Below are 22,107 nucleotides of genomic sequence, written 5' to 3'. Positions count from 1 at the left end.
CCCCTCCCCGAGTTGTCGGGGGAGGGGGCCGGCCCTTCTGCGCGACCCGGTGGGTCAGTGGGCGCGGGTGGTGAATTCGCGGACGGAGGAGAGCACGTACTCGACCATCTCCTCGGTGATGCCCGGGTAGACGCCGATCCAGAAGGTCTGGTCCGTGATCAGATCGCTGTTGGTCAGCGGCTCCGCGATCCGGTGCGGCCTCTCGGCGTACGCGGGGTGGCGGGTCAGGTTGCCCGCGAAGAAGCGGCGCGTGTGGATGCGCCGCGACTCCAGGAAGTCGACCAGCGCGGCCCGGGTGTAGGCCGCGTCCGGGTCCACGGTGATCAGGAAGCCGAACCAGCTCGGGTCGCTGTCCGGGGTCGGCTCCGGGAGCAGCAGGCCCGGCAGCCCGTCGAGCCCGGCGCGCAGCAGGGCCCAGTTGCGGCGGCGCGCGGCGCTGAACTCCTCGATGCGGCCCAGCTGGCTCAGGCCGAGGGACGCCTGCAGGTCGGTCGCCTTCAGGTTGTACCCCACGTGGGAGAAGATGTACTTGTGGTCGTAGCCCTGCGGCAGCTTCCCCATCTGCTGGTCGAAGCGCTTCATGCAGCGGTTGTCCTCGCCCGGCTCGCACCAGCAGTCCCGGCCCCAGTCGCGGAAGGACTCCACGATCCGCGCCAGCGCCAGATTGCTCGTCAGGACGCAGCCGCCCTCGCCCATCGCGATGTGGTGGGCCGGGTAGAAGCTGGTGGTCGACAGGTCGCCGAAGGAGCCGGTGCGCTTGCCCCGGTACGTGGAGTCGACCGCGTCGCAGTTGTCCTCGACGAAGAACAGGCCCCGCTCCTCCGCGAGCTGGGCGACCTCCTCGACCTGGAACGGGTTGCCCAGGGAGTGCGCGATCATGATCGCGCGGGTCTTCGGCCCGATCGCTGCGGCGATCCGCTCCGGGGTCGTGTTGTACGTGCCCAGCTCGACGTCCACGAAGACCGGCACCAGGCCGTTGTGCAGGATCGGGCTGACCGTGGTCGGGAAGCCCGCCGCGACGGTGATGACCTCGTCGCCCGGCTTCAGGCGCTGCTCCTCCAGCTGCGGGGAGGTCAGGGAGCTCAGCGCCAGCAGGTTCGCGGAGGAGCCGGAGTTCGTCAGATGGGCCTTGCGGGTGCCGAGGAAGCGGGCGAAGTCCCGCTCGAAGCGCCGGGAGCTGACGCCGGCGGCGATCCGCATGTCGAGCGCCGCGGAGACCAGCGCCAGCCGGTCCTCCGCGCTGAGCACGGCGCCGGAGACCTGTACCGGGGAGACGCCGGGTTCGAAGGGACCGGGAGCCTGCTCCTGATGGTATTCACGGACGAGCTCCGCGATCCGGTCCTTGGTCTCGCCCATGGTCGTTCCCTTCCTATGGCACCGCTGACGGAACCGTGAGCCTAGGCGGAAAAGCCCTTCGAATCGGCAGAGCTCCGGTCGACTTCATCAGGTCGGGGAGGAATACCAGGCGAGTGGCGAAAAATATTCCATCGAGAGAGCAGGGGGCTCGCGGGCGGGCCGCTCCAATGGCACACTAAAAGTGCTCTGGAACATGCTCAGGAGGTAATGCATGACTGATACGCCGGAAACCAACGCGGCCGAAAACAGTGCGGCTGAAAACGATGTCGTTGAAACCAATGCCGTCGAAGCGAACGCCGTTGAAACCAACGCCGCCGAGACCGACGCCAAGCGCAAGTTCCAGGAGGCTCTGGAGCGCAAGTCCCGTAACGCCAGGTCCCAGCAGGCGCACCACGAGGCGCGGCTGAAGATCAATGGAGCCAGTGGCCTCAACCGCCAGCACCGGAATTTCCGGCGCAAGGCCGGCTGACTCCGGGCGGGATTCACAAGGGTCGCCGCGATTCCCGAGGGGGATCGCGGCGACCCTGTTTCGTGCGCTCGGTTGTTTTTCCCTGGAGTTTCGCTAGAGAATCACTCGACTATTTAAGGGAATGGGCTCTGCATTCAGCCGAAATATGTTCCGCCGGGGGGTGTGGGATCGCGTTATGCGGCCAGTGCGGCCCGGTCCAGCTTTCCGTTGTGTGTCACCGGGAGCCGGTCCAGATAGCGGATCCGCTGCGGCATCATATGGGCCGGCAGCCGCGCCGCGAGCGCCCCGCGGACGGCGCTCGCCGGGACTGCCTCCCGGTCCGCCACGACGTACGCGGTGAGGGACGGGTCCCCGTGGGGGCTCTCCGTCACCAGGCAGGCCGCGCCCGAGACACCCGGCACCGCGCACAGCGCCGACTCGATCTCGCCCAGCTCGATGCGGAAGCCCCGCAGTTTGACCTGGCCGTCCTGACGGCCCGCGTAGTACAGCAGCCCGTTCTCGTCGGCCATGGCCCAGTCACCGCTGCGGTAGTGCCGGCCGGAACCGTCGCCCGGGTCGACGAAGCGCTGCCCGGTCAGTTCCGGGCGCCCCATGTAGCCGTTGCCGACGCCGCTCCCGCCGACCCACATCTCGCCGTGCTCCCCGGCCGGAACGGGCCGGCCCCCGGCGTCGCGCAGCGAGACCGACAGATGCGGCAGCGGACGCCCGAGCGGTGTACGACCGGGCGCCGCGCCCTCCAGGACGGCGGGGGTGAGCGGGCAGTACGTGACATGGACCGTGGTCTCGGTGATCCCGTACATGTTGATCAGTTCGGCGTCCGGGGCGATCCCGGCCGCCCACCAGCGCCTCACATCGGCGGGGACCAGTGCTTCGCCGCCGAAGACGACCCGGCGCAGCGCGGGCAGTTGGACCTTCTCCGCGATGGCCTCCGCGGTCAGGTTGTGGAAGGCGGAGGGCACCTGGTTGAGGACGGTGACGCCCCGGCGCGCGAGCAGACGTGCGAACTCCAGGGGTTCCGTGGCGGTCTCACGGTCGACGACGACCGCGTGGCCGCCGTACAGCAGCGGCCCCCACAGCTCCCAGACGCTGAAGTCGAAGCTGAGCGAGTGGAACAGCGTCCACACGTCGTCCGGGCCCGTGCCCAGCAGGGGCACGGCCGCGTCCAGCAGGGCCAGCACCTGACCGTGCCCGATGACGCAGCCCTTGGGGGCACCGGTGGACCCGGACGTGTGGATGACGTACGCGGTGTCGTCGGGAACCCGCCGGCCGGCCGGTACTCCGCCGGACCCGGACCCGGTCCGGGCCGCCAGGACGAACGGGCCCGCCTTGGCGACCGGGATCTCCCCGTCCAGCAACCCGCTGTCGGAGAGCACCAGTTCGCACCCCGAATCCTCCAGGAGGTACTCCTGGCGGGCCGCCGGGTAGCCGGGGTCGATGGGCACGTAGGCGGCGCCGGAACGCAGAATGCCGAGGACGGCGCCGGGGGCGTAACGGGTCCGGGCGACACGCAGCGCGACCAGCCGGCCGGGCCCGGTGCGGCCCGCCAGGCGTTGCGCGACCGCGTCGGCCAGCCAGTCCAGTTCGAGGTAGCTCACCTCGCCCCCGGCGTCGGACACGGCGGTGCGGGCGGCGTTGCGGGCGGCCACCGCGGCGAACCGGGTGTCGATGCGGTCGGCGGCGGGGGCGGTCATCGGACGTCCTGAAGCACGGCCGCGGAGACGGCGGGAGCCGGTGCCAGGGCGTGCACCAGGTAGCTGGCGACATCACCCGGCGTGGTGCCGCGGCCGAAGACCCGGTCCGCGCCCAGCGTCGCCGCCGCGTCCGGATCGAAGCGGGGACCGCCGACCACCAGCAGCGGCCGTTCGTGCTCGGCGAATTCGGCGCGCAGCTCGGCGCTGAGTTCCCGTACGTTGGTGAGGTGGGCGTCCCGCTGGGTGACGGCCTGCGAGACCAGGACGGCGTCGGCATGCTCGGCGCGGGCCCGGCGCACCAGGTCACCGACCGGGACCTGCGCGCCCAGGTTCAGGACCCGCATCTGCTTGTAGTACTCCAGGCCCTTCTCACCGGCGTAGCCCTTGATGTTGAGGATGGCGTCGATCCCCACGGTGTGCGCGTCCGTGCCGATGCAGGCGCCGAGGACCACGAGCCTGCGGCCGAGCCGGTCCCGTACCGCCGCGTCGGCGTCCTTGGCCGCCAGCAGGGGGTAGCCGCGCTCGGTGATCACGATCTGGTCGAGGTCCACGGCGTGGGTCACGGCCCCGTACACGACGAAGAAGCTGAAGTCGGTGCCGCCGACCGCCTTGCTGTGCACGACCATCGGGCGCTCCATGCCCATGCGCCGGGCCAGTTGCAGCGCGGCCCCCTCGGCGAGCGGGCCGTGCGGCAGCGGCAGGGTGTAGGACAGCTGCACCATGCCGTCGTCGGTGGTGTCGCCGTACGGGCGGACCTCGCCGCCGCGCCGGGTGTCGCCGTACGGGGGAGCGGTGCTGCTGGGATCGATGCTCATCCGCCCTTGTTTCCTTCCAGGAGATCGGCGGCCGGATTGCGGTAGCCGGGTGCGCGCGCCACGACGCCGTCGGAGCCCCGGCCGCCGTCCGAGGGGCGCCGCATTCCGCCGAACGTGCCCTGACCGATGGCGTGCAGCAGCCCCCGGTCGCAGATGTTCTCCAGCAGGTCCACGGCCTCGTCGAGCACCTGGTGGGCGCGTGCCGCGATGAACCCGCCCGGCGCGGGGCGGAAGTCCTCGGCCAGCGAACCCGCGGAGCCCAGGACGTAGCGGACGTTGCGCAGCGCCAGGTCGCGGTCGGACAGGAACGGTGTGACGACGGCCTCGGTCATCATCCCGACCAGCAGGATGTTCTGCCCGGTCAGCGCGCCCGCGAGGTTGAAGAAGCCGTTGAGGAGATAGCCGCGGAAGACGTCACCGGTCATGTGCCGGGTCGGCGGCATCCACTTCAGCGGTGCGTCGGGGAACAGCTCCCTGGCCAGCATCGCGTGCGCCAGCTCCAGCCGGAACGAATCCGGGCGGTCCGGGTCGATCTCGAAGGCGTGACCGAGCCCGAGCTGCCCGTCCGGCAGCCCCGCCTCCTTGGCGAAGTACTCGTTCAGGAGCTGGCTCGCCGTCACCGTGTGGGCGGCGTCCACGGCGTCCGCGGTCGTGAGGTAGTTGTCCTCGCCGGTGTTGATGACGATCCCGGCACGGGCGTGCAGCTGCCGGGAGAAGCGCTGGTCGACGAAGGTGCGCACCGGGTTGATGTCGCGGAAGAGGATTCCGTACATCGAGTCGTTGAGCATCATGTCGAGGCGTTCGAGACCGGCCAGCGCGGCGATCTCCGGCATGCACAGGCCGGAGGCGTAGTTCGTGAGCCGTACGTAGCGGCCGAGCTCGGCCGACACCTCGTCGAGCGCGGCCCGCATCAGCCGGAAGTTCTCCTGGGTGGCGTACGTGCCGGCGTAGCCCTCGCGGGTCGCGCCCTGCGGCACGTAGTCCAGCAGCGACTGGCCCGTCGAGCGGATCACCGCGATCACATCGGCGCCGCCGCGCGCCGCCGCCTGCGCCTGCCGGATGTCCTCGTAGATGTCGCCGGTCGCCACGATCAGATAGAGCCAGGGAGAGGGTGGATCGCTCAGATCGCCGACCAGCCGCTCCCGCTCGGCGCGTCGGGCGTCGATGGCGGCCAGGCCCCGGGCGACCGCGTCGCGTGCCGCTCGGGCGGCCAGTTCGGCGTCCTCGCCCTCGGGAACGCGGAACCGCACGGTACGGGCGGTGGCGTGGGCCGCCAGGCCGGTCAGGTCGTGGTACGGCCCGGTGCGCAGCGCGTCCCAGACCGGCAGGCAGACGCCGTGTTCCAGACCGACGGAGTCGGCCACGGTGTCGACGAGCCGGTTCACCCAGGGGATGCCCTCGGAGTCGGCGCCGTTGAGTCCGGCCAGGCGCAGGGTGGCGCGCTCGACGGAGACGGTGGTGTGGGAGCGGGCGAGCTCGACGACGGGGCGGCCGGCCCGGGCGGCCAGCGCACGGGCGCGGGCCACGGTGCCCGGATCGAGGCTGAGTTTGCCTTCTGCGGTCCTAACGGGGGCGGTCACCGCACGGCTCCGTCGCCCGTGGGGACCAGCACCCGGTCGAACAGGGCGCGCACGCCCGGTTCCTCGCGCACGAGGTCGAGGGCCAGGGCGCTGTGGCCGGGCTGGTAGCCGTTGCCGATCAGCAGAGTGACATCGCGGGCCAGCCCCTCGGCGCCGAGCGCGGCGGTGCTGAAGGACGTCGCCATCGAGAAGAACGCCACGGTGCCGCCGTCCCGGGTGGCCAGGATCGCGGCGTGCTCGCACCCCGCCACGTCGGTGCAGACGATCGTCACATCGGCGGGGCCGCCGCGGCTCTCGATCAGCGCGTGCAGGGCGACGGCGTCCCGGGCGTCCGCCCGTACCACCTCGTCGGCGAGACCGGCGGCGGTCAGGGCCGCCGCCTCCGCCGAGCCGGGCACCACGCCGGTGATCCGGCCGGCCCCGGCGCGGCGGGCGGCGGCGAGCGACAGGGAACCCGACTTGCCGCCGGCGCCGAGCACCAGCACCGAGGGAGCGGTTCCACGGTGCGCGTACGAGGTGACGAGGCGCCCGGTCAGCGCCGGGGCGCCGCACACGTCCAGTACCGACAGGGCCAGTTCGTCGGGGAGGTCGTCCGGCAGCCGGGCGGCGACGGAGCGGCCGAACAGGATGGCGTGACCGCGCGCCGGGACCCGTTCGCTCAGCCCGTCCCAGTCGCGCAGGCCGTCCGTGATCTCCAGCGGGGTCAGGGTCAGCGACACCAGGGTCGCCACCCGGTCGCCGGGGCGCAGACCCAGCGGTGAGGCGGGCCCCACCTCGGCGACGGTACCGATCAGCATGCCGCCGGAGCCGGTCACCGGGTTGTGCATCTTGCCCCGGTCGCGCACCAGCGCGCACACCGCCGCCCGCACGGCGTCGCCGTCCCCGCCGTGCTCCTCGCGCAGTTGCCGGAAGGACGCGGCGTCCAGGTTCAGGCAGCTGACGTCGATACGGACCTCGTCCGGGGCGAGCCGCGGATCGGTGTCGAGCCGGTGGGCGGCCTGCGGCAGCACCCCCTCGGGCTCGCGCACCCGGTGCAGCCCCAGCGCGGACGCGGTGTCGGCCGGCGCGGTCGTCACGACGCCCCGCCGATCAGTGCCTGTGCGCTCGTCCACCACTCCCGGCCCTGCTGGGGCAGCGTGTGCACCGGATCGTAGTAGTGGTGCACCCGGTCGAGCGCCGCCGGGTCGTCGTGGTCGACGGTCGTGCGGTAGTTCTTCGTCCAGGACGATATGCCGCGCTCCCGGTCGTAGCCGTCCACCTGGTCCACCCAGCGCTTCCCGACGTACGGCACGTCGCAGACCAGCCGCGGGGTCGCGAACCCGGGCAGGTAGCCCATCAGCGAGCGCTGCAGTTCCTGGGCGCGCGCCAGCGGCAGCCGCCAGTGCTCGGCGCCGGGGATCATGTCGCAGAGGTAGAAGTAGTAGGGCATGACCCCGGCGGAGTCCAGCAGGGCGAAGCAGAGGTCGAGCAGCCCCTCCGTCGTGCCGTTGACCCCGTCGAGCAGTACGCCCTGGTTGCGTATGTCGCGCAGGCCCGCGTCGAGCAGGGACCGGGACGCCTCCGCGACCAGCGGGGTGACCTGCTGGGCGGCGTTGGCATGGGTGTGCAGGGCCAGCGACACCCCCCGCGCGCGGGCGTCGGCGGACAGTTTCGCGACCCCGTCGAGGACCTGCGGGGCGAGCCAGTGCTGCGGCAGCCCGATCAGGCCCTTGCTGGCCAGCCGGATGTCCCGGATCGAATCGATCTCCAGGAGCCGGCCGACGAACGACGCGAGCCTGGGCCAGGGCACGTTGGCCACGTCGCCGCCGGAGACGACGACGTCCCGCACCGTCGGGGTGGCCCGCAGGTAGTCGATCATGCGGTCCAGTCGGTCGGCGGGGCGCATCACGAAGCGGTACTTGGTGATCTGCGGCGTGGAGGTGCCGACGAGATCCATCCGGGTGCAGTGCCCGCAGTACTGCGGGCACGTGCTCACCAGTTCGGCGAGCACCTTCGTCGGATACCGGTGGGTCAGCCCCTCCACCGCCCACATCTCCGCCTCGTGCAGGGAGTCGCGGGAGGCGAGCGGGTGGCTCGGCCACAGCGGATGGCGGTCGGAGGCGACCGGCAGCATGTAGCGGCGCACCGGGTCCTCGTACCAGGCGGCGGTCTCCACCTCGGTGTGCGGGGCGATGGTGTTCAGGACATGCGGCGGCAGCAGGATCGACATCGTCGCGTGGTGGCGCTGGTCCGCCTCGACGTCGTCGTAGAACGCGTCGTCGAGACCGGGGCCCGCCACCGTACGCAGCTGGCGGACCCCCTTGACGCAGTGCGAGCGCTGCCACTGGGGGTCGCGCCATTCCTGCTCGGTGACATCGCGCCAGCCGGGGAAGCGGCGCCAGTCGGGTTCCACCGCCTCATGACGGCGATAGGCGTAGGGCTGCGGGAGAGTCTCGGCGGGGCTGTCCGCAAGGGCGGCCTCGGCACGGAGTGAACGGGACACCATGCTCCTCGGAATTCCTCGGGCGGACTGGCGGACAACCGGTCAGCGGGTGAGCCGGTAGACGAGCAGCCCTTCTTGGTCGCGCTCGGGCTGAAGTTCGAAGCCCGCGCGTTCCATGACGCGCTGCGATGTGACGTTGTCCTCCGTGGTCGTGGCGACGACCGTGCTGAGCCCGCTCTGCCGCAGCGTCCAGGCGGCGAGCTCGCCCAGCGCCTCGGTGGCGTAACCCTGGCCCCTGGCCTGCTCGGTGAGGTCGAAGCCGATCTCAGCGGAGCCGTCGGTGGGCGGACCGTGGAAGCCCATCGCGCCGACCACCACGACGTCCTCCGCCCGGAGCAGCAGATACATGCCCCAGCCGGGCACATGCGCCCCGGCGGCGGCGGCACGGGTGAGCATCTTCGCCGCGATCCGGGTCTCCGCGCTGGGCGTGCCGCCCAGCCATTCGAGCCCGGCCGTGCCGCCCTCGGTGAGCTGCCCGGCCTCCTCCGGCAGCACCTCGCGCAGCCACAGCCGCGGGGTCACCAGCAGCTGCACGGCGGGGCGCGCGGCGTCCTCTGCGACCGCGCGGCGCACCGCGGCGGGGCGGCCGTCCTTCCACAGCTCGGAGATCCGGTCGAGACAGGCCTGCTCGCCGCCGGTCCAGCCGGTGGCGAGCCAGCCGTCGGGCAGACCGGTACCGGTCGGCCACAGGGCGTACTGCTGCCGGTCGTTGACGATGACTGCGTGCGTCACAGAGTTCTCCATGGGGGTGTACGGCCCGTCAGCCGACAGGGTCGATCAGGTCGAGGGCGTCCATCAGCCGCACCAGATCCTTGGCGGATCCGAGGGAGACCCGCAGATATCCGGCACATCCGAAACGCCCGGCGTCGCGGACGAGAATGTCATGGTCCCGCTCCAGCAGCCGTTCGGCCTCGGCCGAGTCGGAGACCGAAATGGCCACGAAGTTCGTCGCGGAGGGCAGCGACCGCCGCCCCCTGCGCTCCAGTTCGCCGCGGAACCAGGCCCGTTGCAGGGCGTTCTGCCGTCGCACCTCGTCCAGGTGGTCGCGGTCCGCGAGCGCGGCCACGGCGGCGGCCTGGGCGACGGCGTTCGCGCTGAACGGCATCGTGCCCTGGACCTCGCGCAGCCGGGCGACGAGCTCCGGGCTGCCCACGGCGTAACCGATCCGCAGGGCGGCCAGCCCGTACGCCTTGGAGAACGTCCGCAGCGACAGCAGCGGGGCACCGCTGCCCAGGTAGTCGCGCAGCCGGGGAGTGCCCGCCGGGGCGAACTCCAGGTACGCCTCGTCGACCACCAGCGGAGTGCCGGTGACGGCGGCCCGCTCGACCAGCAGCTCCATGCGGTCGCGGTCCAGCACGGCACCGGTCGGGTTGTGCGGGTGACAGATGTAGACGATGCCCGCCCGCTCCATCGCGGCGGCGACGGCTCCGGCGTCCACGTGGACACCGTCGAGCGGGATCTCCTCGCAGCCGCGCCCCACTGCCTCCAGACAGACGCGGTAGCCGGGGAAGGTCCCCGCCGTGGTGACCCCGGGACGGCTCCGGTCGCCGAGCGCCAGCGCGGACAGCAGCACCAGTTCGTCGCTGCCGTTGGCGACGGCCACCTGGTGCTCCCCGACGCCGAGCCGCTCCGCGATGGCCCGTACGGGCGCCGAGCGGGCCGGATCGGGGTAGACGGCGGTCGGGTCGAGGGCGTCGTGCGCGGCCAGCAGCGCCAGCGGGCTGGCGCCGTGGGCGTTCTCGCTCAGATGCAGCCGGGCCGGACCGGTACGCACGGCGGCGACCGTCATGCCGCGTCTCCCAGCAGGATGCCGAAGCAGTAACTTCCGGGCTCCGCCTCCAGCGTGACGAAGCGGTGCTCGGCGCCGGCCGGCACACGCAGCAGCGCCGGGGAGGACAACTCGTGTGTCTCGTCCTCGACGGTCACCTCGATGCGGGCGCCGCCCGGGTTGGGTGAGACGAGGAAGTAGATCTCGGCCACCTCGTGCCGGTGCGGATCGGCGACGGGCTTGCCCACCAGATGGTCGACGGGCCCGCCCGCGACCTGGACCGGCACACCGCCGAACATGTCCGCGGTGAGGTAGAAGGGGGCCGGCTGGTGGTGGCCGGCCACCGGCAGGAACTGTGGGATGTCAGTGCGGATCTCAGCGGTTGCCACGCAGGCCACTCCCTCTTCCGGCTCCGGTCCGTGGACGGTGACCAGAGTGGACGACGCCGCTTGAGCGGTGCTGGAGCACCACGTACGGCAGCCCCCGGGAGGCTCACCCCACGGGCACCGGAGCGGCGAGACCTTCCGGGGTCACGGTGCGGTGTTCGCCGTCCGGGCCCGCGATCGTGAACGAGAGGAGCGAGAACGCGCGCTGGATCACCTGCTGCATGGTCTCGTGGTCCGTGGCCGTGCCCTCCACCCAGGCGAGTTCGCCGGTCTGTACGCCGACGGGCAGCCGGGCCCCCGGCAGGCGAGGGATGACGATCTTCTCCACACCGTCCACGGCGAGCGCGTCGCGCATCCCGTGCACGCCGACATAGGTGCCGCCGCCGGGCGGTACGGGCACCACCCGGGCGAACACCACCCGCCGCTCATCGGCCCGCACCGCTGAGACGTCCTCGCCCAGTGCCACCCGTCCGGCGAGCGTGACCGCGTCGAAGTCGCCTGCAAGATGGGCGAGTTGGGGCTGGAATCCGCCGAGCCTTCCGTTGACCTCGATGATCCTCGGGCCCTCGGCGGTCAGCTTCAGCTCGGTGTGGGTGATGCCGGTGGTGATGTCCAGCGCGTGCAGGGCCGCGGTCACCACATCCAGCGCCGCCGCACGCTCCGCCGCCGCCAGCGGCGCCGGGCGCAGATGCCCCACCTCGCGGAACGGCGGCTCCAGCGGGAACTTCCCGGTCACCGCCCAGTGCGAGACCCGGCCCCCGGTCACCGCCGACTCCACGGAGATGTGGTCACCCAGCGGCCCGCAGTCCCGGCCCCGCAGATACTCCTCCAGCACCAGCGCGTCCTCCCCGCCCGCCCCGGACAGGAGCTCCGCGACCAGGGCGGCGCCCCGGTCCGCGTCCTCGACCAGATGGGTGCTGCGGCTGCTCTCACCGCACATCGGCTTGAGCACGGCGGGCAGCCCGACGGCCGCCAGCGCCTCCGCCCAGTCGCCCGGACGGCGCACCGCGAACGAGCGTACGGAGTCGGCGCCCCGCTCCCGCAGCCGGCGGCGCTGCGCGTACTTGTCGCGCAGCAGCTCCACCGTGGCCGGTGAGTGGTACGGAAGGCCGAGGCGTTCGGCGATCTCGGCGGTGACCGACAGCCTGGACTCGCTGAAGGTCAGGATGGCGTCCGGGGCATGGGCGGCGAGCCGCCGGGCCGACACGTCGTGATCCGTGGCGTCCAGCCGGACGACCGGGGCCAGCTCCTCGGCCAGCGGCGCCACCTCGTCGGCGTGGTCGCCGGGCCACAGGGCCAGGACGGGATCGCCCAGGGCGGCCAGGCCCTCCACGATGTCGAGGAGGAAGGCGGAGCCCCGGTCGTAGACGACGGCGATGACGGGATGCTCAGACATGGGTCACGTCCTTGGGGGCGGGGTGCGGTCAGGCGGCGGACTGGTCGGACTCTTCGGCGTACCGCACTCCGGAGAGCACGCTCGCCACGGGGGCACCGGGGACGGTGGCCGCACTCCGGACGGTGACCGGGCCCGCCACCCCGAACAGCGGCAGCGCGGCGGCGGTTCCGCCCACCTCCGCCTCGATGGAACGGTGGGCCGACCAGCGCTGCCGGGAGAGCCGGAAGCGGTCACTGACCACCTGTTCGCCACGGACCGCGTTGATCTGGCTGCCGTCGGGCTCGAAGCCGAATTTGGCGCACACGCCCTGGGAGGCGTCGTTGCCGCGCCGCACGACGGAGAACGCCTGGTCGGCGCCGAGCCCGGTGAAGGCCAGCTCCAGTGCGGCCGCCCTGGCGTGTCCGCCGAGGCCCTCGCCCTGCCGGCCGAGCGTCAGCCACGACGTCAGCAGGACTTCCCGGGTGACGCCGAAGTCCCGGGCACCCAGGCTCTGCGAACCGACGACCTCACCGTCGGCGACCACGACCAGGAAGAGCGTCCAGTCCTCGGGGGTCCAGGTGGCCATGGCGTGCCAGTGGCGCTGGAGGACGCGGCGGGCGACCACCTCGGGGGTGCCGTCCGTCCACTGCGAGAAGAACGGCATGAAGCCGGGGGCGTGGACGCCCTCGGTCGCCCGGTCCGCGAGCGCGTCGAGATCCTCGGGCGTGGGCCAGCGCAGCTCGACGCGCGATGTGCGCACACTGATCCCGGTAAGCGGCCAGTTGTTCATGATGGGCAGTACCTCGTTTGCTTCGTATCGGGGGTCCGGGCGGCCCGGACCGTCATACGGACGCCGTGGCCGATCCGGCGGCGACGGGATCCGGCGCGGACGGCGCGGCGGCCGCGGGAACGTCCGCCTCTTCGGCCGCCTTCTCCTCCGGCGCCGGCAGGTCCACCCGCAGGCCCAGCACCGTGCGCAGCCGTACGGCCACGGCGACGACCGCCAGGCAGCCGGCCAGCAGTGCCGCCATCAGGCCGAGGCCGTCCGCCCAGGGCAGCAGGGCACCGGCGAGCGCAGGTCCGGCCACGGAGCCGGTCGAGACGGCGACCGAGAGCAGGGCGTTGACCCGGCCCCTGATGTGTTCGGCCGCCAGGTCGTTCAGCAGCGACGTCACTACCGGGAAGACCAGCGCCTCGCCCACCGAGAGCAGCACCACCCCGGCCATGGCCAGGACCAGCGCGCTGCCGCCGTCCCGCAGCCCGGCGGCCAGGACCAGCGCCCAGGCCACGGCCCACACCGCGCCGGAGACGGCGAACACCGTGCTGCGGCGGATCCGCTGAATCCGGTCGGCCAGCAGCACCTGGGCACCCACCGCGACCAGGATGTTGACCGCGAAGGCACCGGAGATGCCTTCGGGACCGAGCGCCCCGCCCTGCGTCAGATAGCCCGGCAGACCCGAGCGGAACTGTCCGTACGAGACCAGCGAGCAGACCGCCAGCGCGGCCAGCAGCAAGCCGATATGACGCTGGGTCAGCACCTCGCGGTAGCCGGCCCGGCGCTTGCCGGCGGCGCTCTCCGCGGCCCTCTTCCCGGCCGCCTCGACCACCTTCGGCAGCAGCCAGAACAGCGCCGTGCCGGCCAGCAGGAACGTCGCCCCGTCCGCCAGGTAGAGCACGGTGAACCGGACCGCGCGCGAGCCGACGTCCATGGACGCCACCAGCCCGCCGACGAGCACCCCGAGCCCGGTCATGGCGTTGAACACCGCGTAGTCGGCGGAGTAGGCCAGGCCCCGCTCCCGCGCGGAGGCGGCCCCCGCGTACAGGTAGCGCAGCACCGTGCCGACGCCGCTGATCCCGAAGCCGTACACCAGGGCCGCGGCCAGCGCGGTGTACACACCGGTCGCCTGCGCGTACAGCGCCGTGCCGACGCCCGCGACGGCCATCACCACGGGCACCGTGGTGCGCGGCGGGAACCGGTCGAGCAGCGAGCCCCACAACAGCCCACCGACGACGGCCGTGGCCGCCTGCACCGCGAGCGTCACGGCGGGCACCCAGGCGGGCAGACCGCGCACCTCGCTGAGGTAGATCCACAGGAACGGCAGGACCAGGCCGCCGCCGAACGAGTTGAGGGCGTTGACGGAGAGGACGACACGGGTGCGCGGGGAGAACTCCCGCAGGGTCGCGAGGGGACTGGCCATCACTGGGCCTCCAGCACGTACAGCCACGAGTGCGGGGTGCCGAACGGCACGACGCGGCGCGGCACCAGACCGGCTCCGGCGAACAGCTCCTCGTACGTCTCCTTGGTGTGCAGCGGAACACCCATGAGCGCGTGGGCCAGTTCGAAGCCGAGGGAGAAGACGGGCAGTGCCGACGAGTTCTCGGAGTCCGGCCGCAGCATCGTGTCCGCGAAGACGAACGTGCGGGCCGCCGGGAACGCCTCACGCAACCGGGTGAAGGTGTGCGGCCGGGTCTCGGGATCCGCCAGCAGGTCGTGCAGCAGGAAGAAGCTCATCACCGTGTCGACCTCGGCGAGGGTCTCGCGGTGCGCGGCCCGGTGGCACACGTCCAGCACGTCTGTCCGGATCGCCCGGACCCGGTCGGCCAGGCCCGCCTCCGCGATCGTGCGGTGGCCGAGCTCCGTGGCCGGACCGCTGATGTCCAGCCCCAGCCCCCGGGTGCCGGGGCGCTCGCCGACCACCCGCGAGACCCGCGCGGAGATGCCGCTGCCGAGGTCGGCGAGGACGGAGAAGTCCACATCGGCCAGGACCGAGTCGAGGGTGCCGGCCATGAAGGAGCGGTCGTTCTGACCGGAGCCGAGCGCCACCATCGCCTCGTCGCGCAGCACGTCCGTGCCGAACTCGGCCTCGCCGGCCACGATGCGGTGGGCCTGCGCGAGCACCTCGTTGTAACCGCCGACGCCCCAGGTGAAGTACCCGCGCATGCGGATGACCTCCTGGCCGGCGGTGGTCAGCAGCGCGGTGTGGCCGTCGTTCTGGAGCCGGACCCAGCCACAGGTCGCCGCGGCCCTTACGATCTCGCGCAGCTCCCGCTCACGGACGGCGGGGCCGATCTCGGCGGCGAGGACGCGCAGGTCGAGCAGCGGATCGGCGGCCAGCCGCTCCCAGATCCCGAGCCGGTCGAGGGCGTTGATGACGGTGCCGGCGACATAGCCGTTGAAGGCCTGGTCCACGCCGATCGGCGCGGGCGCGGCCCCGGCCCAGTCGGCTGGAACGGGCACCGCGGCGGTGAGGTCCTGGGCGGTGGTCATAGCGGTTCCTTTCGGAAGTACGAGTACGGGAAAGGGGACGGGGGTTCAGCGATCAGGGGTCAGGCGTGCGCGGCGGCCGGCCGGAGCGGTGTTCCGGCGAGCTCGCACCATTCGGTGAGCAGTTCTTCGGCGGTCGAGGAACCGGCGACCGGCGCGTAGACGGCCAGCGCCACCGCCCAGCCGTCACCCGCCGGGGCCAGGGCACAGCGGATCAGCGGAACGTCCGCCGCGGCGAACGTGCTCTCCGCGGTGGCGGCCCGCACCCGGTCGGCCGGCCCGGCACCGGCGTCCGGAGCGAGCACCGTCACCTCCACCGGCCGGCCGGACACGCGGGCGAACCAGCGGCCGCCGTCCCGGGTGAAGACGGTGCGCAGCTCCGGGTGACGGTCCTGGAGCGCGGCCAGCGCGGCGTCGGCGGCCGGGCCGCCGGGTATCGGTCCCGGCAGGGCGGCCGTCGCGCACAGGGTGTGCTCGGCCGCGCTCCCCGAGCGCACCAGGTCGTGGAAGAGCCAGCGCTGCTCGTGCGGGGTGAGCGGGCGCAGTCCGGGCGGGATCGTGCCGGTGACGGAGCCGGAGCGCTGGAACGGGTAGCCGGGCAGCCGCACCCGGCGCCCGCCGCGCCCCAGCGTGCAGTCCACGTCGAAGCCCCGCTCCCACAGCGCGGCGAAGAGCCGCGCGTACGAGGCCGGATCGAGGGGGTCGAGGCACAGGACGCCCGCTTCGGCGGTGCCGGCATCCAGCCGGACCACCAGTACCTCCCCCTCAGGAGTCTCCGCCCGCGGGGTCCCGGCGGCTGTCGCCGCCGCCCGCAGCGCGTCCGGGAGCGACAGTTCACCGCGGAGCGCCGAGGCGGCGGCGGCAGCCGGCCCCCGGCCGAGAACCGTGTCCGGACGCAGCCCGTGCGCGGCCAGCCAGGACGCCGTGCCGTACAGCACCGCCGCCGTTCGGGCGGCCTGCCCCAGACCGAGGTCCCCGGCGGTGGCGGCCGCCTCCACGGCCTGCGCCAGCGGGGGCGTGCCGGGCAGCGCGGAGCCGTCACCGAGGTCGAGGACCAGGCCGGGCACCGCAGCCGTCCGGCGCGGGCGCGCCGCCGACTCCCGCAGCGCGTCCGCCAGTTCGGCGCCGGTCGTCCCGGTCACCGCGTGCCGGACGGCGAACCGCTCCCGCCCGTGCGCGAGGGTGAGTGCCACGTCGTCGGGGTCCAGCGACGGGTCCGCCGCCAGCCGGTCCGCGAGCCGGACGGCCGCCGCCGCCGCGGTCCGCTCGTCGCGGGCGGACACCGCCAGTACCCGCGGCGCCCTGGGCCCTGCCGGAAACGTTGTCTCCATCGCGGTGCTCACACCCTCTCCCGTACGTGTTCCTGCACGACCACATGGGCGTTCGTGCCGCCGACCCCGAACGAGCTGACCCCCGCCGTGCGCGGGCGTCCGGCCGGGGTGTCCCAGGACCGGCCCTCCGTCAGCAGGGCGAACCGGCCTCCCTGTCCGGAGAGTTCGTCGATCGGTTCGCTCACGTGGGGCGTCGCCGGGAGCACTCCGTGGTGCACGGCGAGCACCGTCTTGATCAGCCCGGCGATCCCCGCGGCCGTGTTGCAGTGCCCGATGGACGCCTTCACGGCGCCGACGGCCACCTGCGGGCCCGAGGTGCCCAGCGCCGCGCCCAGCGCGGTCGCCTCGATCGCGTCGCCGAGCCGGGTGCCGGTCCCGTGCGCCTCCACGTAACCGATGTCGGCCCCGGTGACCCCGGCGGCGGCGACGGCCCGGCGGATCACCCGGGCCTGGCCCTCGATCCCGGGGGCCGAGTAACCGACGCGCTCGCGGCCGTCGTTGTTGACCGCGCTGCCCCGGATCACCGCGTGGATCGGGTCACCGTCCCGCTCGGCGTCGGAGAGCCGGCGCAGCAGCAGCGCCCCCGCCCCGAACCCGCCCACGGTGCCGGAGGCCCGCCTGTCGAAGGGGCGGCAGACCCCGTCGTCCGCGTACAGCAGGCCGGGCCGGTAGACGTACGAACCGTCGGACTCGCCGTCGAGCGAGACCGCCCCGGCCAGCGCGTAGTCGCTCTCGTGGCGCAGCAGCGCCCGACTGGCCAGGTGCACGGCGTACAGCCCGGTGGAGCAGGCGGTGTCGAGCAGCAGTGCCTCGCCCCACAGGTCGTGCAGATACGCGAAGCGGGACGCCACGAACGTCGGGTCGACACTGACCACGTCGTCGACGCGGGCCTCGCCGTCGGTGTGCGCGAGCCGGGGGCAGCCCGCGTACAGGCTGGTGCGGTGCGCGATGTCGGACAGCCGCAGCGAAGCGTCCTCGACGGCCGCCCACAGCACCTCGTGCAGGACACCGTGCTGGGGGTCGCCCGATTCGACGTCGTCGGCGGTGAGCCCGAGCAGCCCGGCGTCGTACCCCGTGCCGTCGGCGAGCATCCCCCAGCGGGCCACCCGGCGGGTGCCGTCGCCCCGTTCGGTCACCAACGGGCCGGGGCCCTCGGTGAAGCAGTCGCGGCCCGCCACCAGGTTGTCCCAGTAGGCGGCCAGGTCGGGGGCGCCGGCGAACCGGGCGCCCATCCCGATCACGGCGATCGCGTCGTCCTCCTCGCGGACCGTCGCACGGGGGGCCCGTTCCGGCTCGGTGGCCTCCTCGCCGGCGGCCGTGCCGCCGATGAGCCTGGCCTGCGAGCGGACACTCGTGGACCGCATCAGCTCGGAGACGGACGGTGCGGTGCCGGTGGTCTCCAGCAGCGCGTCCTGGAGCTTGACCAGCAGCAGCGAATGGCCGCCCGCGTCGAAGAAGTTGGTCTCCCGGTCGAAGACCCGGCCCGGCAGCACCTTCCGCCAGGCCTTGAGCACCGCACCGGTGACGCCACCCGCCGGCTCCTCCCGCGGAGCGGCCGGTCCCGGTGCCACGGACTCCGCGACCGGCGCGGGCGTCGTCGCGTCCGGGGGCGCGGGCAGCCGCTTGCGGTCGATCTTGCCGTTCGGGGTCAGCGGCAGCTCATCCAGGGCCAGCAGATGCGAGGGCACGGCGAACTGGGGCAGCACGGCGCGGAGATGGTTCCGTACGCCCTCCAGCGCCGACGGACGGTCCAGGACCGCGTAACCGACGATCTCCTTCTCCCCGGCGCCGTTGATCCGGGTCGTGACGAACGCCCCCCGCACCTGCGGGTGGGCGCGCAGGGCCGCCTCGACCTCGCCCAGCTCGACCCGCTGACTACGGATCTTGACCTGGTTGTCGGCGCGGCCGATGAACTCCAGCTGCCCGTCGGCGGCCCACCGCACCCGGTCCCCGGTGCGGTACAGCCGCGCCCCGGGCTCGTCGCCGAAGGGGTCGGGCACGAAACGCTCGGCGGTGCGGCGCGGATCACCGAGATAGCCCCGGGCCACGCCCGCGCCGCCGAGCACCAGCTCACCGGGCACGTACACCGGCGCGGGGATCAGCGTGCCCTCCAGGACCACATGGAGCCGGGTGTCCGGCACCGCGCGGCCGATCGGCACGGTGCGCGCGCCCTGCGGCACCTCCTCGATGGGGTGCCAGGAAGAGGTGAAGGAGTTCTCCGTCGGCCCGTAGCTGTGCAGCAGAGTGCCCGGCCGCGCCCAGCGCAGGGCCTTGCGGATGTGCGGTACGGAGATGATCTCGCCGCCGAAGTAGACGCGGCGCAGCGACTGGAGCAGGTCGGGGGTGTCCTCGATCAGCCGGTTCAGCAGCGGAGTGGTGACCAGCAGGGTGGTCACCCCGTGCGCGCGGACCGCGGTGCGCAGCTCGCGCGGGCTGAGCACGAGCTCCTTGTCGAGCACGACGAGCTTCGCGCCGTGCGTCAGCGCGCCCCAGATCTCGTACGTCGCGCCGTCGAAGTTCAAGGGGGACAGGTGCGAGACGGTGTCGTCGGGGCCCAGCGGCACGAACTCGGGGCGGTGCATCATCCGCAGCACCCCGCCGTGCGGCAGCACGACCCCCTTCGGACGGCCCGTCGAGCCGGAGGTGTAGAGCACGTTGAAGGCCGTCTCGGGCCCGGCGGAGGTGGCCGGTGCGACGACCGGCAGCGGCCTGGCCGCCGCCCGGATCGCCTCCGGGGTGTGCACGGGCAGCCCGGTGACCCGGTGCTCCTCGCCCGGCTCTGCGATCAGGAGCCGGGGGCGGGCGTCGGAGACCACCAGCTCCAGCTGGGCGTCCGGGTAGGCGGGGTCGAGCGGCAGGTACGCGGCACCGGCCAGCCCCACCGCGAGCATGGCGGTGACGGTGGCCGGGCCCGGACGCAGCAGGAGCGCCACGACATCGTCGGTGCGCACCCCCTCGACGCGCAGCCAGTGCGCCATCCGCACGGCGTCCCGCACCAGTTCGCCGTAGGTCAGCCGGGTCCCGTTGTGCACGACGGCGGGGGAGTCGGGGGCGCGGCGCGCCTGCTCCAGCACCAGCTCTGGCACGGTCGCCGCGGTCACCGGCGCACTCGGGGCGACGGCGGCGGCGTCCGGCGCCGCCGCGAGGGAGGTCAGCAGCGCGCGGCAGGTGATGCCGGGACGGGACGCCGCCGCCAGCATCCGGTCGATCTGCTCCGCCATCAGCTCGGCCGTGGCGGGCGCGTACAGGTCCTGGTCGTAGTCGATGCGCAGCACGAGCCGGTCCGGGGCCTCCACGGCCGCGAACGCCAGGTCGTACTTGGCCGCCGCGCTCTCCGGGTGCAGCAGCCGCACCTCGGCACCCGGCACCTGCCAGGCCGATGCGGGCTGCGGCTGGTGCAGGAAGACCGCCGAGTGGACGGGGGCGCTGCCGGGGGGCAGGTCGCCCGACGTCGCGTGGGCCTCCATGGATTCGAGGACCTGCTCGCCGAGCGCGGCCGCGTAGTCCGCGAAGGGCCGGGCCGCCTCGTGCACGGAACGGACGGGCAGCACACGGGTGAACAGGCCGACGGCGTCGTCCTGGCCCGCATCGTGCCGCCCGGCGAACGGCATGCCGAGCACCCCGTCGTCCTCCCCGGACCAGGCGTGCAGCAGCAGGCTCCACACCGCGAGCAGGACCATCGCCGGGCTGACACCCTCGCGGGCGGCGAGCGAACGCACCTCGGCGAGCCTGCCGCTGTCCAGCTCCCGCTCGGTCCAGCCCGCCGGGCCGCGCATCCTCTCCTCGGCACGCAACCGGTCCGGCAGCGGGGCCAGCCGCGCGGGCTCGCCCTCCAGCAGCGTCGTCCAGTACGGGTCGGGGGCCGTCGCCACGGGCTGCGGTTCCGGCACCGGCACCGGCACGAAGCGGGGGTCGCCGCCCGCGTGCCGGGCCCGGTACGCGGTGATCAGGTCCTCGGTGAGCACCTCGGTGGACCGGCCGTCGGCCACGAGGTGATGCACCGTCACCGTGACCAGGGCCCCGTCGTCGAACCGGAGCGCCTCGGCCCGCAGCAGCGGTGCGGTGCCCGGGTCCAGCGGGCGGGCCGAGGCACGGGCGGCGTCGGCGAGCGCCGCCTCGCGGTCGTACCGGCCGGGACGCACGGCGATGTGCAGCGGCACCGCGACATCGGGCTCCGCGGTGTGGTGCAGCGTGCCCCGCACCGTTTCGAACCGCCCGGCCGGCGCCGGGTGGCGTTCCAGCACATCGGCCAGGGCCGCGCGCAGCGCCCGGTCGTCGAGGCCGCCGAGGAACTCCAGGCAGACGGCGATGTTGTAACGGCCGGACTCGGGCTCGCAGCGGTCGGCCAGCCAGATCTCCAGCTGTGCGGAGGAGGCCGCGGTCACGCCCCGGCCCCCGCACGCGTCCCGATGTCACCGCTGACCGGGAGGGCCCCGGCGAGGAAGGCCGCCAGCTCGGTCACGGTCGGGTGCGCGAAGAACTGGCGTACCGTCAGCGACGTCCCCAGCTCCTGCTTGAGTGTGCGCACGATCCGCACCGCGCACATCGAGTGACCGCCGACCACGAAGAAGTTCTCGTCGTCGTGGAACTCGTCGTGGCCCAGGCTCTCGGTCCAGGCGGTGCGCACCAGCGACGCCAGCTCGCTCGTCGCACCGTCGGTGGGAAGCGCCGATGTCATGGGGAGACTCCTTACGTGGTCAGGACGCCGCGTCAGCGGGGACGGGAGGGACGAAACGGCGGTAGGTGGCATCCACGGCGTCCCAGAGCTGGGGGAAGAGGGTGCGCTCGGACATCCGGACGAGGCTGACGGTGGACTCCCCGCGCAGACTCGTCGGGACCGCGGGGCAGCCCCCGCCGGCCACGGAGTGCGGCTCGGCCTCGGGATGCCCGCCCAACTGGCCCCAGACCATGCGCAGATGGAGCTGCTTCCAGTCCGCGACGGCCCCGTCCAGCCGGATCAGGCCCTGCCGCACCAGCGCGAGATCGGCCGCGATCCGCTCGTCGTCGGCCGGCGCCGCGAGCCTGCCCTGCGCCGTGATCAGGTCCTCAGAGGTGAGACCGGCGCGCTCCAGCGCCCGGGTGAAGGCCCGCCACAGGGGCTGCGCCGCGCGGCGCAGATTGCGCGCCCCGGGGGAGTCCAGCCCCGTGGTGTTCTCGGGGAAGGTGTCACGCATGGTCAGCAGGCCGGTCTGCGGCAGGAACTCCACCAGGGTGTCCAGCGCCTGCACCGGTATGCGGCCCAGCGAGGCGGCACGCTCCAGCACCTGTGTGGCCAGCAGCGGATCGCCGTCGTCCAGCAGGGCCACCGCGCGGCCCATCTCGAAGTGCATCGCGGCCCACGCGTACTCGGTGATCAGGTGCACCGACTGGAACAGCCGCTGGTCGGGGTGGATGAGCTGGTCCTCCGGGAGGAGGGCGGACAGCGCCGTGGTGAGCCGGGTGTCCTGCTCGTAGTTGCTGCCCCGGTCGTACTCGTAGACGAGCTGCGGATCCGCGGCGTCCGGATTCAGTGCGCGGCGGGCGGTACCCGGCCGTCCGGTTGTGGCTCTCTTGCTCATGAGCTTCGGTGTCCTCCGGTTCGCTGATCGT

At 73.2% G+C, this 22,107-nt stretch carries 18 protein-coding genes; 1 reads left to right on the top strand and 17 read right to left on the bottom strand.

The window, feature by feature from the left end; all coding sequences use genetic code 11:
- Positions 1 to 54: 54 nt before the first annotated feature.
- The gene (gene rfbH, locus ACFVQ0_RS34750; protein WP_390093171.1) at positions 55 to 1,356 is read right to left on the bottom strand and encodes a lipopolysaccharide biosynthesis protein RfbH; all 1,302 of its coding nucleotides are present in this window, start codon (positions 1,354 to 1,356) and stop codon (positions 55 to 57) included.
- Positions 1,357 to 1,567: 211 nt separating this feature from the next.
- On the opposite strand from rfbH, the gene ACFVQ0_RS34745 reads away from it, so the two are divergent.
- Positions 1,568 to 1,825 carry a DUF5302 domain-containing protein gene (locus ACFVQ0_RS34745; RefSeq protein WP_390093170.1) on the top strand — a complete coding sequence of 86 codons (258 nt, stop codon included), beginning with the start codon at positions 1,568 to 1,570 and terminating at the stop codon, positions 1,823 to 1,825.
- Positions 1,826 to 1,998: 173 nt separating this feature from the next.
- Here ACFVQ0_RS34745 and ACFVQ0_RS34740 read toward each other — a convergent pair whose 3' ends face one another.
- The 16 genes from ACFVQ0_RS34740 to ACFVQ0_RS34665 all read right to left on the bottom strand — a co-directional run bounded on the left by ACFVQ0_RS34740 (position 1,999) and on the right by ACFVQ0_RS34665 (position 22,076).
- Positions 1,999 to 3,516 (bottom strand): amino acid adenylation domain-containing protein, encoded by a 1,518-nt coding sequence (locus ACFVQ0_RS34740; RefSeq protein WP_390093169.1) that lies wholly within the window; start codon positions 3,514 to 3,516, stop codon positions 1,999 to 2,001.
- Positions 3,513 to 4,331 (bottom strand): OAM dimerization domain-containing protein, encoded by an 819-nt coding sequence (locus tag ACFVQ0_RS34735; protein WP_390093168.1) that lies wholly within the window; start codon positions 4,329 to 4,331, stop codon positions 3,513 to 3,515. The genes ACFVQ0_RS34740 and ACFVQ0_RS34735 overlap by 4 nt, the downstream gene beginning before the upstream one ends.
- On the bottom strand, positions 4,328 to 5,911 hold the full coding sequence (locus tag ACFVQ0_RS34730) for a lysine 5,6-aminomutase subunit alpha (protein ID WP_390093167.1): 1,584 nt from the start codon (positions 5,909 to 5,911) through the stop codon (positions 4,328 to 4,330). The genes ACFVQ0_RS34735 and ACFVQ0_RS34730 overlap by 4 nt, the downstream gene beginning before the upstream one ends.
- A complete protein-coding gene (locus tag ACFVQ0_RS34725; RefSeq protein ID WP_390093166.1) occupies positions 5,908 to 6,987 on the bottom strand; it encodes an L-erythro-3,5-diaminohexanoate dehydrogenase in 1,080 nt (359 codons plus the stop codon). Before ACFVQ0_RS34725 ends, ACFVQ0_RS34730 begins: the two co-directional genes overlap by 4 nt.
- Positions 6,984 to 8,396, bottom strand: coding sequence for a KamA family radical SAM protein (locus tag ACFVQ0_RS34720; RefSeq protein ID WP_390093165.1), 1,413 nt, complete (start codon positions 8,394 to 8,396; stop codon positions 6,984 to 6,986). The genes ACFVQ0_RS34725 and ACFVQ0_RS34720 overlap by 4 nt, the downstream gene beginning before the upstream one ends.
- 39 nt (positions 8,397 to 8,435) lie before the next feature.
- Positions 8,436 to 9,125, bottom strand: a complete 690-nt coding sequence (locus ACFVQ0_RS34715; RefSeq protein ID WP_390093164.1) for a GNAT family N-acetyltransferase — start codon at positions 9,123 to 9,125, stop codon at positions 8,436 to 8,438.
- A gap of 28 nt (positions 9,126 to 9,153) precedes the next feature.
- The gene (locus tag ACFVQ0_RS34710) at positions 9,154 to 10,182 is read right to left on the bottom strand and encodes a pyridoxal phosphate-dependent aminotransferase (RefSeq protein WP_390093162.1); all 1,029 of its coding nucleotides are present in this window, start codon (positions 10,180 to 10,182) and stop codon (positions 9,154 to 9,156) included.
- On the bottom strand, positions 10,179 to 10,550 hold the full coding sequence (locus ACFVQ0_RS34705) for a cupin domain-containing protein (protein WP_390093161.1): 372 nt from the start codon (positions 10,548 to 10,550) through the stop codon (positions 10,179 to 10,181). Before ACFVQ0_RS34705 ends, ACFVQ0_RS34710 begins: the two co-directional genes overlap by 4 nt.
- A gap of 103 nt (positions 10,551 to 10,653) precedes the next feature.
- Positions 10,654 to 11,943: a hypothetical protein gene (locus tag ACFVQ0_RS34700; RefSeq protein WP_390093160.1), complete on the bottom strand. Its 1,290-nt coding sequence runs from the start codon at positions 11,941 to 11,943 to the stop codon at positions 10,654 to 10,656.
- Positions 11,944 to 11,971: 28 nt separating this feature from the next.
- Entirely contained in the window at positions 11,972 to 12,712 is a 741-nt protein-coding gene (locus ACFVQ0_RS34695; protein ID WP_390093159.1) for a GNAT family N-acetyltransferase, read from the bottom strand.
- A gap of 52 nt (positions 12,713 to 12,764) precedes the next feature.
- A complete protein-coding gene (locus ACFVQ0_RS34690; RefSeq protein ID WP_390093158.1) occupies positions 12,765 to 14,120 on the bottom strand; it encodes an MFS transporter in 1,356 nt (451 codons plus the stop codon).
- Positions 14,120 to 15,190, bottom strand: a complete 1,071-nt coding sequence (locus ACFVQ0_RS34685) for an SAM-dependent methyltransferase (RefSeq protein ID WP_390093157.1) — start codon at positions 15,188 to 15,190, stop codon at positions 14,120 to 14,122. Before ACFVQ0_RS34685 ends, ACFVQ0_RS34690 begins: the two co-directional genes overlap by 1 nt.
- A gap of 59 nt (positions 15,191 to 15,249) precedes the next feature.
- Complete coding sequence (locus tag ACFVQ0_RS34680; RefSeq protein WP_390093156.1) at positions 15,250 to 16,518, bottom strand: hypothetical protein; 1,269 nt, start codon at positions 16,516 to 16,518, stop codon at positions 15,250 to 15,252.
- 8 nt (positions 16,519 to 16,526) lie between these two features.
- Positions 16,527 to 20,903, bottom strand: a complete 4,377-nt coding sequence (locus ACFVQ0_RS34675) for an amino acid adenylation domain-containing protein (protein ID WP_390093155.1) — start codon at positions 20,901 to 20,903, stop codon at positions 16,527 to 16,529.
- Positions 20,900 to 21,196, bottom strand: coding sequence for an acyl carrier protein (locus ACFVQ0_RS34670; protein ID WP_390093154.1), 297 nt, complete (start codon positions 21,194 to 21,196; stop codon positions 20,900 to 20,902). Before ACFVQ0_RS34670 ends, ACFVQ0_RS34675 begins: the two co-directional genes overlap by 4 nt.
- A gap of 19 nt (positions 21,197 to 21,215) precedes the next feature.
- Positions 21,216 to 22,076, bottom strand: a complete 861-nt coding sequence (locus tag ACFVQ0_RS34665) for a hypothetical protein (protein WP_390093153.1) — start codon at positions 22,074 to 22,076, stop codon at positions 21,216 to 21,218.
- Positions 22,077 to 22,107 lie beyond the last annotated feature (31 nt).

It is taken from the genome of Streptomyces sp. NPDC057900, assembly GCF_042887885.1.
In the GTDB taxonomy this organism is placed as follows: Bacteria; Actinomycetota; Actinomycetes; order Streptomycetales; family Streptomycetaceae; genus Streptomyces.
Note: the sequence above shows the minus strand (reverse complement) of the source record. Positions and strands in the feature narration are given on the sequence as shown.